10 protein-coding genes are annotated in these 16,032 nt (G+C 66.7%); 9 read left to right on the top strand and 1 reads right to left on the bottom strand.

The genetic code is table 11. The annotated features are described in order from the left end of the window. Positions 1-52 precede the first annotated feature (52 nt). The 9 genes from BJG92_RS08825 (at position 53) to BJG92_RS08865 (ending at position 14,493) form a co-directional block, all read left to right on the top strand. Complete coding sequence (locus BJG92_RS08825; protein WP_232083656.1) at positions 53-2,800, top strand: LuxR C-terminal-related transcriptional regulator; 2,748 nt, start codon at positions 53-55, stop codon at positions 2,798-2,800. 589 nt (positions 2,801-3,389) lie between these two features. Next, positions 3,390-4,964 carry a sugar transferase gene (locus BJG92_RS08830; RefSeq protein ID WP_232083657.1) on the top strand — a complete coding sequence of 525 codons (1,575 nt, stop codon included), beginning with the start codon at positions 3,390-3,392 and terminating at the stop codon, positions 4,962-4,964. A gap of 40 nt (positions 4,965-5,004) precedes the next feature. Next, positions 5,005-5,466, top strand: coding sequence for an adenylyltransferase/cytidyltransferase family protein (locus tag BJG92_RS08835; RefSeq protein WP_232083658.1), 462 nt, complete (start codon positions 5,005-5,007; stop codon positions 5,464-5,466). Next, positions 5,463-6,641 carry a DUF1972 domain-containing protein gene (locus BJG92_RS08840; RefSeq protein WP_232083659.1) on the top strand — a complete coding sequence of 393 codons (1,179 nt, stop codon included), beginning with the start codon at positions 5,463-5,465 and terminating at the stop codon, positions 6,639-6,641. Before BJG92_RS08835 ends, BJG92_RS08840 begins: the two co-directional genes overlap by 4 nt. Next, positions 6,638-7,495, top strand: coding sequence for a CDP-alcohol phosphatidyltransferase family protein (locus BJG92_RS08845; RefSeq protein ID WP_232083660.1), 858 nt, complete (start codon positions 6,638-6,640; stop codon positions 7,493-7,495). Before BJG92_RS08840 ends, BJG92_RS08845 begins: the two co-directional genes overlap by 4 nt. Then, complete coding sequence (locus tag BJG92_RS08850) at positions 7,492-8,280, top strand: hypothetical protein (protein ID WP_232083661.1); 789 nt, start codon at positions 7,492-7,494, stop codon at positions 8,278-8,280. Before BJG92_RS08845 ends, BJG92_RS08850 begins: the two co-directional genes overlap by 4 nt. A 91-nt stretch (positions 8,281-8,371) precedes the next feature. Then, a complete protein-coding gene (locus tag BJG92_RS08855; protein WP_232083662.1) occupies positions 8,372-9,286 on the top strand; it encodes a hypothetical protein in 915 nt (304 codons plus the stop codon). A 467-nt stretch (positions 9,287-9,753) separates the two neighbouring features. After that, complete coding sequence (locus BJG92_RS08860) at positions 9,754-12,579, top strand: PKD domain-containing protein (RefSeq protein WP_232083663.1); 2,826 nt, start codon at positions 9,754-9,756, stop codon at positions 12,577-12,579. Positions 12,580-12,750: 171 nt separating this feature from the next. Next, positions 12,751-14,493, top strand: a complete 1,743-nt coding sequence (locus tag BJG92_RS08865; RefSeq protein ID WP_232083664.1) for a hypothetical protein — start codon at positions 12,751-12,753, stop codon at positions 14,491-14,493. Between the two features lie 124 nt (positions 14,494-14,617). On the opposite strand, the gene BJG92_RS08870 is transcribed toward BJG92_RS08865, so the two are convergent. Beyond that, positions 14,618-15,922 carry a hypothetical protein gene (locus tag BJG92_RS08870; RefSeq protein WP_232083665.1) on the bottom strand — a complete coding sequence of 435 codons (1,305 nt, stop codon included), beginning with the start codon at positions 15,920-15,922 and terminating at the stop codon, positions 14,618-14,620. Between the last annotated feature and the right edge of the window lie 110 nt (positions 15,923-16,032).

A 16,032-nucleotide genomic window follows, 5' to 3' on the forward strand; every position in this document is an offset into this window, starting at 1 on the left:
CAATCCCTCTCGACTCCGCGGCCGCAGCCGAGTGCCGGGGAAGGAACCGGGGATGGAAAGCCTCGCTGAGACCGCCCCTCTGATAGGGCGGTCCGGCTTGGTCAGGGACGTTGTGCGCTGCCTCCGCGACGACGGCCGGTCCGGTGCGCTGATCGTCGGAAGCGCGGGGACCGGCAAGACCGCCGTATCGAAAGCTGTCGTCCGGGAGCTCCGGCCCCGGGGAAAAGTGATCCGGCTGACGGCCACACGGGCGCTGGCCGCGGTCCCGTTCGGAGCCCTGGCCCCCTATCTGGCGGAGCTGCCCGATCATGAGCTGGACTCCTACGCCTCCGTCCTGGCGGCAATGACAGGAAGCCTGAAGTCAGAGGCCAGCCGGCCTCTATTTGTCATCGACGACGCCCACAGCCTCGACCGGGGAACCATCCAGCTGCTCGCACGGGCAGTCGCCACTGGCGCGGCGGGAATCCTCGCCACCAGCAGGCCGGGCCCCATGATCCCCGAGGAATTCCTGGCCCTATGGGACGACGGGATCCTCTCAAAATTCGACGTGTCCCCGCTGACCAGGACAGGCGTCCACCAGCTTTGCGAACAGCACCTGAGGGGCGACGTCTCGCCGTGGGCCAGCGCCGTCTTTTTCACCGTAACCGAGGGCAACCCGCTGATGCTCGTGTCCCTCATCGAACACGCCCGGGCAAGTGGTGCCCTTGAACGGCGGAACGGTGTGTGGTTCCTGCTGAGGAACCCGGACCTCGCCGAGGTGCCGGCCGCCGACGTCGTGGACCAGCAGTTGCATCTCATGACCCAGGAGGAGAGGACCGCCGCCATGATCGTGGCACTTGCCGGGCCCCTCTCGCTGGGCCAGATTCTCAAAGTCAGCAGTCCTAGGGCCGTCGACGCGCTCGAAACCGCCGGGATCATCAGCGTTTCGCCCGGGCATGACCGCATCGTCCGCCCCGCCAGCGCGTTGCTGGCCGAGATCATCCGCCGCCGCGTTCCCGCAGGACAGAGCGCGGCCCTGCGGTCAAGCGTGCTGGTGCTTCCCTCGGCGCATCCCCTCCGCCCGGATGCCTTCTTGAACCAGGTCCGCTGGTCCATGGACTGCGGGGCGGACGTCCCGGCCGTGCAGCTGATTCACGCCGCCATGCTGGCCAACACAGATCTTGACCCGGTCACAGCAATAACGACCGCCAGCGCCGTGCGGGACGAGCGTTTCCTTCCGGACGCGCGGATCCAGCTTGCCTATGCCGCGTTCGTCCTGGACCGCCCGGAGGCGGCAGCCGGATACCTTCTGGCTGCCGTTCCCCTGCGGTACGGCCGAATGTCCTATCTCGCCGCGATGCTCGCTGCGCGTCTGCCCACGACCACGAAGCTTGCCCCGGCCCTGCTTGAGTCGACGAGAATTCCCGCTGTGCAAGCTTCAGCGCAGGGCAGCGCGGCGGCTGCCCTCGCGGACTCCGCGGGCGCGCCCCCGGACACGCTCGCAGACGATGCCCGCTGGAGGCAGTCGCCCGCGGCGGCCATGGCAGCGGACCTTTTGACTGGTACCAGCGGCAACCGGTATTTCGACGTCGAAGCGGGGTTGCAGGAGGTCATGGCAGCGGCTGAAGCAAATCCGGAAATCCGGCTTCCGGCCGCCTCTCTGCTAGCCGAGCTCTGGACGTCCCAGGGCCGACTCCGGGAAGGACTGCGCCTGGGTGGTGACGCGTGGAACGGCTTGGCCGGCGCCGGCCTCACTATCCCGCTGGCCCACGAAGACATGCTGCTGCGCCACGGCCTGAACCTCATCCGGGCCCGGGAATGGGAGGAGCTCGCAGAGGTCCTGGACCGCTACGCCGCCGACCACCCAGGCCGTCTCCTCCACAGCGGCGGGATGCTCAACGTCCTCCAGGGATTCTCCCGGTTGAGTCAGGGCCGGATATCCGAAAGCCTGGCCGAAGTTCAGCTCGGCGTGCAGCAGCTCACCATCTCCGATCCCTTGCACCTGCTGGCTTTCGCGCACGCCGTCGCAGCCTATGCTGCGGCGCTGCTCGGCCGCCCCGACGAGGCCCGCGAGCACGCGAGCGCGTACCGCGCCGCGGCCGACGGCGAACCGAAGACTCACCGGCTACTTGCCGAGGCCTACTGCCGGACGGCCGAGCTGCTGACGGTCCCGGTCAGCGGCCGGGGGAAGGTCCGGCCGGGCCACCCTGACAGACCCGCCACCGGCAGTCCGCGCGGCCTCGATGAACTGGCGGACGAGGCGCGCCGGCAGGGGCTGCGGGGTGTGGAAACGGACATCAGAAGACTCCTCCTCCGCAGCGGCGACACCGGGAGCGCGCAGGCACTGGCCCTGAGCAGCGGCGCCGTTGACGGGTCAGAGGCGCGGCTCCTGGAGGCCTTCGCCCATGCGGTATCCGCAGGCGACGCGGCAGGACTCATCGGCATCAGCGACCAGGCGCAGGCGGCAGGCCACACGCTGCTGGCCCTGGAAGCCGCGCAGCAGGCCGCGTGGTGCCTCGAACGCAACCCGGACCGGTGGAAGCTGACGGCGGTCCAGCGCCGCGTCCACCATCGCATGGTGGAGGCGGGAATGTCGGCGAACACGGACGTTGTGCGCACCGAGTACGGTACGGAGCTGACCGGACGGGAAGCGGAAGTCCTGGAGCTCGTCGCCGGGGGAGCCACTAACGCCGAGGTGGCCGCTGTGCTCTGCGTATCCCAACGGACGGTCGAAGGTCATCTCTACCGCATCTTTGCCAAGCTCGGTGTCACCCGTCGCGCGGAACTCCTGGACACGGGCCGGGACGCTCCGTCGTTCTGATCCGTGCATTCAGGTGCCGGCCACAACACTAGGGAAGCGGCGTTGCCCGAGGCAACTGCAGGCGCACGCATCGGTCGCTGAACTGGGGCGATACTAACCGGCCCAGAGGTCCTGGCCGTCGCAGCGAGTGTGTCAGCGTACTACTCGGGTGGTCCGCTGAGAGTCCGGGAGTACCTCCAAGTAGTGCTACCCCAGAGGCCGCTAAGGAAGTCGGGTAAACGCTACTCGTGCGCTGATTGGGCGCTGGCGATTCACTTAAGTCAGTCCTACGAACAACTCACAAAGGTCTCAAAATGAGTAACTTCAGGGCGGTGATCGGCCGCGGGCAGCACCAGCACAAGAGCATGGAAACGTACTATCTCTTCACTGCTGAGGATGCCCGGTCCACCTGCGAAGGTGGTCGCGCCGGTACCTCCCTGTTCCGAACTCCTTCATTGGATTCGCGCAGTGCCTTCGCCGGCAACTGCGCGCCAAGGTCGGAGCCGGCGGCGTCAGAGCCTTCTGAGACCGAGGCTCTCCCCCCAGCCGCCGCCGGCTCCCTTCAATCGTCCGCACACTGGCCCGCTCCACTGAAAGAGGTGGAACGGGCATGAGCGCCGTCGACGAGTACCGCCCCGGGTACCGCACCAAAGGCAGCCGGTGGCTCCGCCGCCCCGCCCGTGCCCTGGTTGCCCTCACCGGGCCGCTGGATCAGCCCTGGGCCCTCGAGAATGAAGTCCCCGCCGCTGGTGTGGATTCAGGGAAATCGTGGGCCAGGCGTTACCGTCGCTGGCTGCGGTTCACGGACATCGCGATCATGCTGCTGGCCGTGACGGCCGCCTACACCGTGCGCTTCGAAGCCGGCGAGGCCCTTTTCGCGAAGTCAGCCTCCGGCAGCCCGTATCTTGCGGTGAGCGGGGTCATCCTGCTGGCCTGGATTCTCGCGCTGGAAGTCCACCGGACCCGCGACGAGACGGTCCTTGGCATCGGCTCAGAGGAATACAAGCGGGTAGTGGACGCGACTCTGGGTGCCTTCGGCGCCATTGCCGTCCTCTTCCTGGTCCTGGACATCAACGTCGTCCGTGGCTACTTCGCCCTGGCCCTGCCGGCCGGCGCCCTGCTGCTGCTGGTGAACCGGTGGCAATGGCGGGCATGGCTGAACCGCCAGCGCCACTTCGGCCACTACCTCTCGAAGGTGATTGTCGTTGGCGAACCCGGCGACGTCGAATACGTAGTCCGGCAGTTGGGCAAGGTTTCAGGGGCGGCCTATGAAGTCGTGGGGGCGGCGCTCCCTGCCGGATACACGCAGACCCACCTCCAGATTTCAGCTACCCGGGTCCCGGTGCTGTGCGACGTCGAGTCCGTGGCCGGGAAAGTGGCAGAAACAGGAGCTAACGCGGTGGTCGTGGCGGGGCGGCTGGAGGGCGGCACACGATCCATCCGGCAGTTGAGTTGGGCCCTGGAAGGCACCCACACCGGGCTCGTTCTCGCATCGAGCCTGACTGACGTGGCCGGCCCGCGGATCCACTGGCGGCCGGTGGAGGGCCTGCCCCTCATGCACGTGGAACTGCCCCAGTTCAGCGGCGTCAAGCACACGCTTAAGCGCCTCGTGGACATCGTGGCCTCGGGCGCCGCACTCCTGCTCCTCTCGCCCCTGCTCGGCGTCCTCGCCTGGGTGATTGTCCGGGACAGCAAGGGTCCGGTGTTCTTTCGCCAGGAGCGGGTCGGCCGGAACGGCGAACGGTTCCATATGGTCAAGTTCCGTTCGATGGTCCAGACGGCCGAAGAAGAGCTGGCGGACCTCAAAGAGCTCAACGAAGGCGCCGGACTGCTGTTCAAAATGAAGAATGATCCCCGGGTCACGAAGTGCGGGCACTGGCTCCGGAAGTACTCACTCGACGAGCTGCCGCAGTTCTGGAATGTCCTGAAAGGCGATATGAGCCTGGTGGGGCCGCGGCCCCAGCTGCCGGGAGAAGTGGAGGGATACGACGGCGACGTCGGCCGGCGGCTTCTGATCAAACCGGGCATCACCGGTCTGTGGCAGGTCAACGGACGATCAAATCTTGGCTGGGAAGAGAGCGTCCGCTGGGACCTCTATTACGTGGAGAACTGGTCGCTGACCGGAGACATCATGATTCTGTGGCGAACCCTCAAAGTCATCCTGCATCCGGTGGGGGCATATTGAAGGCTGGTCTGGGGCCGGCTCAAACGGAAGGTGATAGGACATGGGTCTCAAAATTGGATATGCACCAGGGGCGTTCGATCTATTTCACATCGGACACCTCAATATCCTTAAGCATGCCAGAAGCCAATGCGACTACCTGATTGCGGGAGTCGTATCAGACGAAATGCTGGAGCGGGCCAAGGGCAGATTGCCTTTGGTCCCTTTGGCCGAGCGGATGGAGATCGTCGGCAGCATCGGCTACGTCGACAAGGTCTACGCCGAGCTTCTGCCGGACAAGCTGCAGGTCTGGGAGGAACTGCGGTTCAACATGTTTTTCAAGGGCGATGACTGGAAGGGAACTCCGCAAGGCGACCGCCTGGAAAGCGCCTTTAACGCAGTAGGCGTCGAGGTCGTCTTCTTTCCCTACACCGTCCACACTTCCAGCACGGCCTTGCGGACCGCTCTCGAACTCATCAACCAGGCGCCGGAATCGGCTCACCGCCGGCAGGGGGCACGGAGATGAGCGGGCTACACATCGCCATGGTGGGGACGCGCGGTGTTCCCGCGCGTTATGGCGGATTCGAAACCGCCATCGAGGAAATCGGGCAACGGCTCGTCCAGCGCGGCAACCGCGTGACGGTGTACTGCCGTGATCTGGTCGGGGGGGCCTCGGACAAACCGTCACAGCACCTCGGGATGGATCTCGTCCACCTCGGGGCCATGCGCAAGCGCTCGCTGGAAACGTTGAGCCACACCGGACTCTCCGTTGCCCACATGCTCCGGCACCGGCCGGATGCGGCGATTGTGTTTAACGCAGCCAACGCGCCCTATCTCCCGGTGATCCGGGCGGCAGGCATCCCGGTGGCCACTCACGTTGACGGCCTCGAATGGAAGCGCGCCAAATGGGGCAGGGCTGGCCGGAACTACTACCAGTTGGTGGAGCGGCTCGCGGTCAAGTGGTCCGACTCCCTGATCGCCGACGCCGCCGGAATCCAGGACTACTACCGGCAGAAGTTCGATGCCGAGACGGTCTACCTGGCTTATGGGGCTCCGCTGCTGGCCAAGGGTCCGGCCGACAAACTCGCACAGCTTGGCCTGAAGCCCCAGGGCTACCATCTCGTCGTGGCCCGTTTCGAGCCCGAAAACCACGTCCACCTCATCGTCGAAGGATTCGCCCAAAGCGCGGCACGTCTTCCGCTCGTCGTCGTGGGTTCGGCGCCCTATTCGGACCGCTATACCAACCTCGTGCACGGACTCGGAGACGCAAGGGTGCACTTTGTGGGCGGCGTGTGGGACCAGGAACTGCTGGACCAGCTCTACTCGAACGCCCTGGTGTACTGGCACGGCCACTCCGTCGGGGGCACGAACCCCTCCCTCCTGCGGGCCATCGGCTCCGGTACCGCCACCAACGCCTACGACGTCGATTTCAACCGTGAAGTCCTCGAGGAGTCCGGTCGCTACTTCACCCGCCCCGAGGACGTGGCACGGCTCGTCGCGGAAGCGGAAGGCCCCGATTCGGATGTGTCGGTCCGGGGCGGGCAGGCGCAGCGCCTCGCGGCCCGCTTCAACTGGGACCTGGTCGCGGACGGCTACCAGCAGCTCTGCCTGGAGCTTGCCGGGTCCCGGGCCCGCGCCCCCCGCAATGTCCCGCGGTCCTTCTCCGAGGCCCCGCAACAGAGTCTGGGGGCCGGGCAATGACCGCCATCGATCCCGGACTCGGCGCCGCCGGCAGCACCGCAACCGCTGGCTACTGGGCCACCGTCAAGGAATTGGCCGCAGCCCAAAAGACGGCCGCGCGCGGAGCACCCGCCTACTCGCGCTACGTCAATCGCCGGCTGGGCCGACTGCTGGCGGCAGTTGCCCTTCGCGCCGGACTCGGCCCAAACGCCATCACCGCGCTCAGCGCGGTGTTCACCTTCACCGGGATCGCGCTGCTGGTGCTCTTTCCACCCTCGGGTGGACTGGGCGTCGGGGTGGCCCTTTGCCTGATTGTGGGATACGCCCTGGACTCGGCGGACGGACAGGTCGCCCGAATGCAGGGCAGCGGATCACCTGCCGGGGAATGGCTGGATCACATGGTCGACGCCGTCAAAACTTCGCTCATGCCGCTGGCGCTCGCCGTCGGACTGTACCGTTTCGGCGCGGTCGACACGTGGTGGCTCCTCGTACCCCTGGGGGCCGCCGTCGTGTCTGCGGTGCTGTTCTTCAGCATGATCCTCACGGAGCAGCTGCGGCGCCAGGCTGGCCGCAGCTCGGTGGCCAGCACGGCCGGACGGTCGTGGGTCCGGTCGGTGCTCGTCGTTCCGATGGACTACGGCATCCTGTGCCTTTCCTTCGCCTTCTACGGCATGCTGCCGCTGTTTGTGGTCATCTACACGTTGATCTTCGCCGCCACGGCAGCATTCCTCGTCCTGGCGTCGATCAAGTGGTTCCGTGAACTCTCCACCGTCCAGCCTGCCTCGACGCCAGCCGGCAAGCACCGCCAGCACGAACCGGTGGCAGTAACGGCCGCAGCAGCAAGCAATACCCTTGGAACTGGAGTCCCGCGATGAAAAAGCCAGGCAGCACCGAAGCAGGGACGGCTGGGACGGCGGGTCGCCGTCGGCGGCTTGTGGCCGCCTCGATCGGAGTATCGGCACTTCTTGCCCTCGGCGGCGTCGCCTGGGCATCCGGCCAGGGTGGAGCCGCCCGGGCGTCCGACACCCAGGGCGGCGCCGGCAATTCCGCGAGCCCGCCGTCCGACGCTGCAGTGAAAAAGGGCACGACGCCGTCCGCGGTCCCGGGTCCCGCCGTTTCTTCCCCGGAAGCCGCTCCCACACCGGCCGCACCGCCTGCCGCAGCTCCCGCCCAGGCCGCGCCGCCCGCCGCAGGTCCCGCAGATCCGGGACCGGTGGACCGCAACGGCAAGTCTGATCAGGAACTGGCCGAGATTCCTCAACCTACCGCGGCGCCGGTCGAGATCAAGGCCAAGAAGGCCGTGAAGGGCGGGGTCTCCGCCACCATCACGGAATTGGAGGCAGTGCAGGGTGAAGCCACAGGCATCGGGGAAGTCGCCGGACCGTCCGTCCGCTTCAAGGTCACGGTGACCAACGACACGGCAAAGGCCATTTCCCTGGATGCCGCCGTCGTGGACGTGAGCTACGGCAAGGACGAGGAACCGGCCGGGCAGCTCAGCGGTCCGGACGGCGTGGTCTTCCCCGCCTCGGTCGAACCCGGCACCAGCGGCGTCGGCGTGTTCGTGTTCTCGGTACCCCCGGACGCCCGGGACAAGGTGAAAATCCACTTCAACCTCGAGGCCGAAACACCGGTCGCAACGTTCGAAGGAAAACTGCCATAGCTGCCGGCGCTGCAAGGTTGTCCGCAGAAAAACCACAGGAAGAAGTCCGCCAGGAAGCAGTCCGCAGGAACCGACAGGAAGGAATCAGGCCATGACAACGACACTCGACAGCCTGCCTTCCCCGTCATTGGTCCGGGGCATGGCACGCCGGGGCAAGAAACTGGCAAAGCGGCTGCGGGCCAACCTCGCGACGGCATACTTGCGGCTCAGGAATGTGGTGGCCCGCGGACCGGCCACCGGGTCCGCTCCCGTCGTGGTCTCCCTGACGAGCTATGGCGACAGAATCCATACGGTTTCGGTCGCCATCGAGTCCATCGCCAGGGGGAGAACCAGGCCGCAGCGCCTCGTGCTGTGGCTGGATTCCCCGGCGCAGTTTGAGGACCGGCCGGCGTCCCTGCGCCGGCTTGAACGCCGCGGCCTGGAAGTGCTGCTCACCTCCAACTACGGCCCCCACACCAAGTATTTCCCCTATGTAAAGTCGGTGGAGCACCACACCGTGCCTCTGGTCACGGCCGATGACGACATCATCTATCCGCAGAACTGGCTGGCCCTGCTGATAGCCGCGAACCGGCGGCATCCCAAAGCCATCAGCGGCCACTGGGTCAGCATCATGGGCGTCTCGGAGGACCGGGTGGCTGCGTACGGAACGTGGGCCCGGGCACATGACACGGCCGTGCGGCCGACAAATTTTTCCCCCGGTGTTTCCGGGGTGATCTACCCGCCGGCGATGCTCCAGGAGCTGAGGCTGCGCGGGGAGCGCTTCCTGTCCGTATGCCCGAGTGCCGACGATATCTGGCTGCACTGGGTGGCTCTCCGTGCGGGCATACCGGTCCGGCAGGTTGGCAGAGTGCCACGGCACTTCCCGATTATTCCGGGAAGCCAGGGCCAGGCACTGATGACGAGCAATGTCGGAGAAAACCGCAATGACCACTGCATCCAAGGCCTCTATGCGGCCGAAGATGTGGCAGCGCTCAACCTGAGCGCCGCCAGACATCGATTGGACTAGAAGGGAAAAAAATGTTCCGGAACGCCACGCTGGGGAGCGCTCAGACGAGAAACGCAGGCTGCACTGCGCATCCTCACACCACAAACGCCAGACAGAATTCCCGGCACGACTTCACCGTGAAGATCCCGTAGGCCAAGGGACCGGGGGGAGTCATGAACATCTCAAAGTCGCCGAAGGCGCAGCCACCGCAAAACCAGCCACGGCAAAACCAGCCACGGCAAAACCAGCCAGGGCAGCCGTCCCTACCTGGCCTGCTTCCTGCCCCCGGTAGTCCGCCGACCACCGGGCGTGACCGGCCTGCCTCGTCGCCGCAGGGGGTCCGAACGAACGTCCCGGCCGAGTCAAGCTTCGACGATCCGGCCAAGCCGTCCGCTCAGAGCGGGCCCCGTGAACTACGGGAAACTACCACGTACCAGCGAAGGGACACTGCCATGGCCTGGCCCCCAAATTCCGTCCACGGGGCTCCAATGCCCACCGGATCCAGGACGTGGCGCCCCCGTCTGCTGAGGCAGGCGCACCGGGCTGCCGCCCTGTTTCTCGCGACGCTCGTCTTTGCGGCGGGCGCCGTGGTCTGGGCGCCCGCTGGCGTGGCGGATTCAGCCCCAATTGACCCCAACGATCCGAAGACACCGGTCACGGTCACAGCCGACAGCCTGCCGACTGCACAGCACGACGGCGTCGCGTGGAAGACGGCGATCATCGGAAACACCGTCTACGTGGTGGGAAAATTCAACAACGCCCGGCCGTTTGGTGCCGCCGCCGGCACGCAGCAGGTGGCCAGGGGGAACATTTTGGCCTTCGACCTGACCACCGGAAAGCTGATCCTTGGTTTCGCGCCGGTGCTGAATGCCCAGGCCCTCTCGGTCGCAGCGGCGCCGGACGGGTCCAGGCTCTACGTCGGCGGAGACTTCACCACAGTCAACGGGGTCCAGCGCCTCCGGGTCGCTGCCCTCGACCCGGTGACAGGCAGCCTGATCAGCTCCTTTGCACCGCAAATGAACGAGAGCGTTCGGGCCATTGCCACCAAGGGCAACACGGTCTGGCTAGGCGGAAGCTTCACGGCCGTCGGGTCAGCAGCCCGGGCCAAGCTCGCCGCGTTGGACGCTTCGAACGGGGCCCTGCTGCCCTGGGCGCCGAATGCCGCCGGCGGGAGGGTCAATGCCCTGGCCGTATCCCCGGACGGGGCGAAAACAGTGGTCGGCGGTTCGTTCACGACGCTGAACGGATCCAACCGGCCCGGCTACGGTCTCGGAATGGTCGATTCCGCCAGCGGTGCCAATCTCGCAATCCAAGCCAACGACGTGGTGCGCAACGCGGGCACGCAGTCGGCCATCCTCTCGCTGCACTCGGATGGGACCAATTTCTACGGCACCGGCTATATCAAAGGCACGGGCGGCAACCTGGAAGGCGGGTTCTCCGCTAACTGGTCTGACGCCCGGATCAAGTGGGTGGAAGACTGCCACGGCGACTCCTATGGGGTTTTCGCCTCCGACACGGCTGTCTACATTGCCGGTCACCCGCACTACTGCCTTAATCTCGGCGGCTTTCCCCAGACATCGCCGCTGACCTGGCACCGTGCCGTGGCCTTCAGCAAGGCCGCCACCGGGACGCTCACCAAGGACACCAAGGGCTTTCCGTCCTTCACCGGCCAGCCCGCACCCACCCTGCTGAACTGGTTCCCGGACATGGACACCGGCACTGCCACCGGCCAGACCCAGGGTCCGTGGGCGGTGACCGGCAACAGCAACTACGTGGTGATGGTTGGTGAGTTCCTGAACGTTAACCTCAAACCGCAACAGGGCCTGTCCCGGTTCGCGGTCAAGGCAATCGCCCCGAACCTCCAGCAGCCCCGCGTCAACCCGACGAACTTCGTGCCGACCCTGGCGAGCCCGGCCGCCGGTCAAGTCAAGGTGGACTGGCAGTCCAACTGGGACCGCGACAACTCCAACCTGGCGTACACGGTGCTGCGGGACGGCAATCCCACCCCGGTGTACTCCGTGTCCGGGCTCTCCACCTTCTGGCAGCGGCCCAACCTGACGTTCACCGATACCGGACTGGCAGCCGGCCAGCACAGCTACCGGATTGTTGTGAAGGATCCGTTCGGCAACACCGTCACGGGGGACAGCCGGAGTATCACAGTTGCCGGTGCCGGCAACGTGGCACCCGAGGCCTCGTTCACCAGCACCTCCAACCAGCTGGCGGTGTCCGTGGACGGCTCCGCGTCGGCGGATCCGGACGGGACTATCAGCAGCTACGCGTGGACCTTCGGCGACGGCGGCACCGCCACGGGTGCGACGGCGTCGCACAGCTACGCTGCGGCCGGCACGTACACAGTCACTCTCACGGTGACGGACAACGGCGGGGCCACGGGCAGCATCACCCGCAGCGTCACGGCCGCCGCCGCCGGCAACGTGGCACCGGCGGCGTCGTTCACCAGCACGGTCAACCAGCTGACGGTGGCGGTGGACGGCTCGGCGTCGGCGGATCCGGACGGGACTATCAGCGGCTACGCGTGGACCTTCGGTGACGGCGGCACAGCCACGGGTGCGACGGCGTCGCACAGCTACGCTGCGGCCGGCACGTACACGGTCACTCTCACGGTGACGGACAACGGCGGGGCCACCGGCAGCACCACGCGCAGCGTCACGGCGGCCACCGCCGGGGGAGCGCTGGCCAAGGATGCCTTCGGCCGCACCGCGGCATCGGGCTGGGGCTCGGCGGACGCCGGCGGGGCGTGGTCCTTGAACGGGACCGCAACGCCGTATTCCGTGGCCGGAGGCCAGGGCATCATGAGTCTGGCGGCCGGAAAGGGCCCGTCGGCGTACCTGCCGGGAGTGTCGGCGACAGCCAGCAACTCGCTCGTCACCTTCTCGCTCGACAAGATCGGAAACGGCGGCGGGTCCTACCTCGGGGTGATCGGCCGGCGGGTGGGGACCGAAGAATACCGGGGCAAGGTGAAGGTGGCGTCCACCGGCGTCACCACCCTACAGCTGACCAGGTTGTCCGGCGGGGCCGAAACCACGCTGGCACAGTTCTCCCCGGGCATCACGATCACGGCGGGGCAGCAGCTGCAGCTCCGCGTCGAGGTCACTGGCACAGCCCCCACCACCGTCCGGGCGAAGACCTGGCGGACGGGAACGGCGGAGCCAGCAGCCTGGAGCGTGACCATCACGGATGCCACCGCGAGCCTGCAGAACGCAGGGTCCACCGGGCTGCTGTCCTACCTGTCCAGCACCGCCACGAACGTGCCCGTGCTGGCGCGGTTCGACGACCTCGTGGTGGGGCCGGCCTAGCGCGCGGCAAGTTCCGGACGGCGGAGGGGCGGCCGCCGTCCGGAACTATGTCAGGAACAGCTGCATGCGTGGTGCGCCGCTCAGGGCGCCCGGTCCAAGCCGAAGTCCGGCAAGGCCGCGGCCCTGAGCCGCTGAGCCGCCCGCCCAATGCCAACTGAGCAAAGGAATGCAATGAAACGTCCATGGAGGAATTGGGGCCTGCTGAGGCATGGCTCCCAAGGATTGCCGCCCGGCACCGAACACCCGCTGCGCCGGTCGCCGGCCGGCTTCGGCGCGGCCGCCCGGATCACTGCCGCGGGTGCCAGCGCCGCGCTGGTCGCGGCAGTGGTCCTGACGACTGCCCCGGTCGCAGGTGCCGATTCGGCACCTGCTGACCCGGGCAACCCGGCAACCCCCGTCACCGTGACGGCGGATGCCCTGCCGACCGTGCAGATCGACGGGGTCGTCTGGCAGCAGGCCATCATCGGGGACACCGTCTACGCGGTGGGCAAGTTCAATACCGCCCGGCCTGCCGGCGCAGCCTCAGGGTCGCAGACTACGACCCGGAAGAACATCCTGGCGTTCAGCCTGAGCACGGGCAAGCTGGTCACCACCTTCAACGCTTCCCTTAATGCCCAGGGCCTGACGGTCGCGGCATCCCCGGACGGCAGCAGGCTCTACGTCGGCGGCGACTTCACGCTGGTAAACGGCACGGCCGCCAGCCGCGTGGTGGCGCTCAACCCGCAGACCGGGGCGATCATCCCGGGCTGGGCCCCGAAGGTCTCCGCCACTGTCAGGGCGATCGTAGCCACCCCGGACACCGTCTACCTCGGCGGGATGTTCAGCGCCGTCGGATCCAGTACGCGGTCCAAGCTGGCTGCCGTGCGAGCGTCCGACGGCGGGCTGCTGGCCTGGAAGCCCAACGCCGCGGGCGGCCGGGTCAACGCCTTGGTGCTGGCGCCGGATCGGAGCAAGCTGGTCGCAGGAGGTGCCTTCACCACCCTGAACGGCAGCAACCGGCCCGGGTTTGGCCTGGGCGCCGTGAACGCCACCACGGGTGCCAGCCTGGCCACCCCGGTGAACGACGTGGTGCGCAATGCAGGCTCCAATGCCGCCATCACCTCGCTGTCCAGCGATGGTTCGAACTGGTACGGCACGGCCTATATCTTTAACGCCAGAGGCGGAACCGGGAACCTGGAGGGATCGTTTTCGGCGAACTGGTCCAACCTGGGCATTAAATGGATTGATGACTGCCACGGCGACTCCTACAGCATGTTCGCCAGCGACACCGCGGTCTACAAGGCTGGCCATTCGCACTACTGCCTGAACCTCAAGGGCTTCCCGCAAACGGATCCACTGTCCTATCACCGGGCACTGGCCTACAGCAAGGCAGCCACCGGGACCCTGACCAGGGACACCAAGGGCTTCCCCAGCTTCACGGGCAAGCCGGCGCCCTCGCTGCTGACCTGGTTCCCGGACATGGACACGGGAACCGCGACCGGCCAGAGCCAGGGTCCCTGGACAGTGACCGGAAACAGCAGCTACGTCGTCATGGGCGGTGAATTCAAGAAGGTCAACCTCAAGGGCCAGCAGGGACTGGTTCGCTTCGCGGTCCGCTCCATCGCCCCGAACAAGGAAGGACCGGTGTCGTCGTCGTCCCCGATCAACCCGGCGCTCACCTCGCCGTCGGCCGGAAAGATCCGGGTCCGCTGGCAGTCGAACTGGGACAGGGACAACACCAGCCTGACCTACAAGGTGTACCGGGACGGCGCATTGATCAACACGCAGTCCAAATCGACCACGTTCTGGAACCGGCCCACGATGGAGTTCACCGATACGGTGACTGCCGCGAGTACCCACCAGTACCGCATTGTGAGCAGTGACGTCTTCGGCAATACCAGGACCTCCGCGACCCTGAGCCTGAAGGCAAAGTAGGCCGACAACGATAGCGTTGCTGCTGGCTCGGTTGAGGAGATAGCAGCACCCGCAGACGGAGAAAGGGCCGGATCCATTCAAGGATCCGGCCCTTTCGCCGGGCTCTAGAGCCGGGACGGTGAGCTTAGGCGTTGTAGCGGATGCCGCCGGTCTTGCCTTCGACGAGGAAGGAGAGGTTGTCTGCCCAGCGGTTGGTCGCCAGGCCCGGAGTGGTGCTGGCGGCGCGGCTGATGATCCGGACGGGGTACTTCGAGCCGCTGCCGAAATCGAACTGGTTGCGGCCGAGGTAGTTATCCGAAACAGTCACGGTGATGTTCGCGTACTTGCCGTTATCGATGTTGATCGAGGTCTGGCCGTCGTCCACCCAGTTCTTCTCCACCACGACGTTGGCGAGCTTTGCAACGTTCTGCTGCAGCATGATGCCGATGCCGGCATGGTTTCCGCGCGGGTTCGCTGCGCTGCCGGCACCCGGGTTGGAGTTGGCGACGACGGTGTTCCCGGCGATGCGGATGTTCTCGCCGCCCTGCACCTGGATGCCGTCATTGTGCGTTCCGTTGCTGTGCGCGGGGTCGTTGGACCAGTACGTCAGCGAGTGGATGTAGTTGCCCTCGGCCCTCACGTTGGCCGTGGCCGGACCACCGGGGCGGTTGAAGATGCCCAGTCCGTCGTTCGTGCCCTGGATGTGGTTCCGCTGGGCCGTGTAGTCGTGGCCGACGATGCCGTCGCGGTAGTAGGACGGGCTGTCCGGGATGATCGTGCTGTCCTGGACGACCAGGTTGGCAACAGCGGCGCTGTTGGCATCAATGACGCCGGTGTTCGCGCCGGGGGTGCCCTTGCCGCCGTGCAGGCGGCTGTTCTTGATTGTCACGTTCTTGGCGCGGACCTTGATATCGCCGTAGATTTCCAGGCCGTCCAGGACGGTGCCGTCCTGGGTGATGACCAAGTCTGCGCCCGAGGTGTTGTGCGGCTTCAACGCGGTGCCTGCAACGACGCCGGTGTTGGCGCCGGAGGGCTGGTACGTGCCCACAGCCTGCGCCGTGCGGGCCGCGGGGGCAGTGGTCGCGGCGATGTTACCCTGCGCCTGGATGGCCGTGGCGCGCTGAACAACCGGCGCGGCCCCCGCCCCGGCGGCCGGAGGTGCGGCCGGAGCTGCAACCGGAGCAGCGGCCCCCGCCCCGGCGCCCGGAGCTGCGGAAGGAGCCTGGGCCGCGGCGCCGGAGGTGTCAGTGGCTGCGGACTTGGATTCCGCGGCGGGGGTTGCCGGTGCTGCTTCAGTTGCAGCAGACCGGGCGCCGGCATCCGACGTCGTACCCGGTGCATCCTGGGCTGCAAGCTGTCCGCAGCCGGTGAGCGTAAGCGCAGCGGCCGTCAGTACGGCGGCGCTCAAGTAGGCCGGGCGGATGTTCATGTTCTGGGGGCCAATGGCCATAGTGTCTTAACCTCTTACGTCTCGATTTCCGGGCACGGGGAAGTGCACTAAGACATAACGGAAGTGGCGAGCGGCTTGGGCCTGGTTTGCCAGCGGCACTGAAGCCGAAT

Origin of the sequence: Arthrobacter sp. SO5 (genome assembly GCF_020532805.1) — a bacterium.
Classification (GTDB): Bacteria; Actinomycetota; Actinomycetes; order Actinomycetales; family Micrococcaceae; genus Arthrobacter.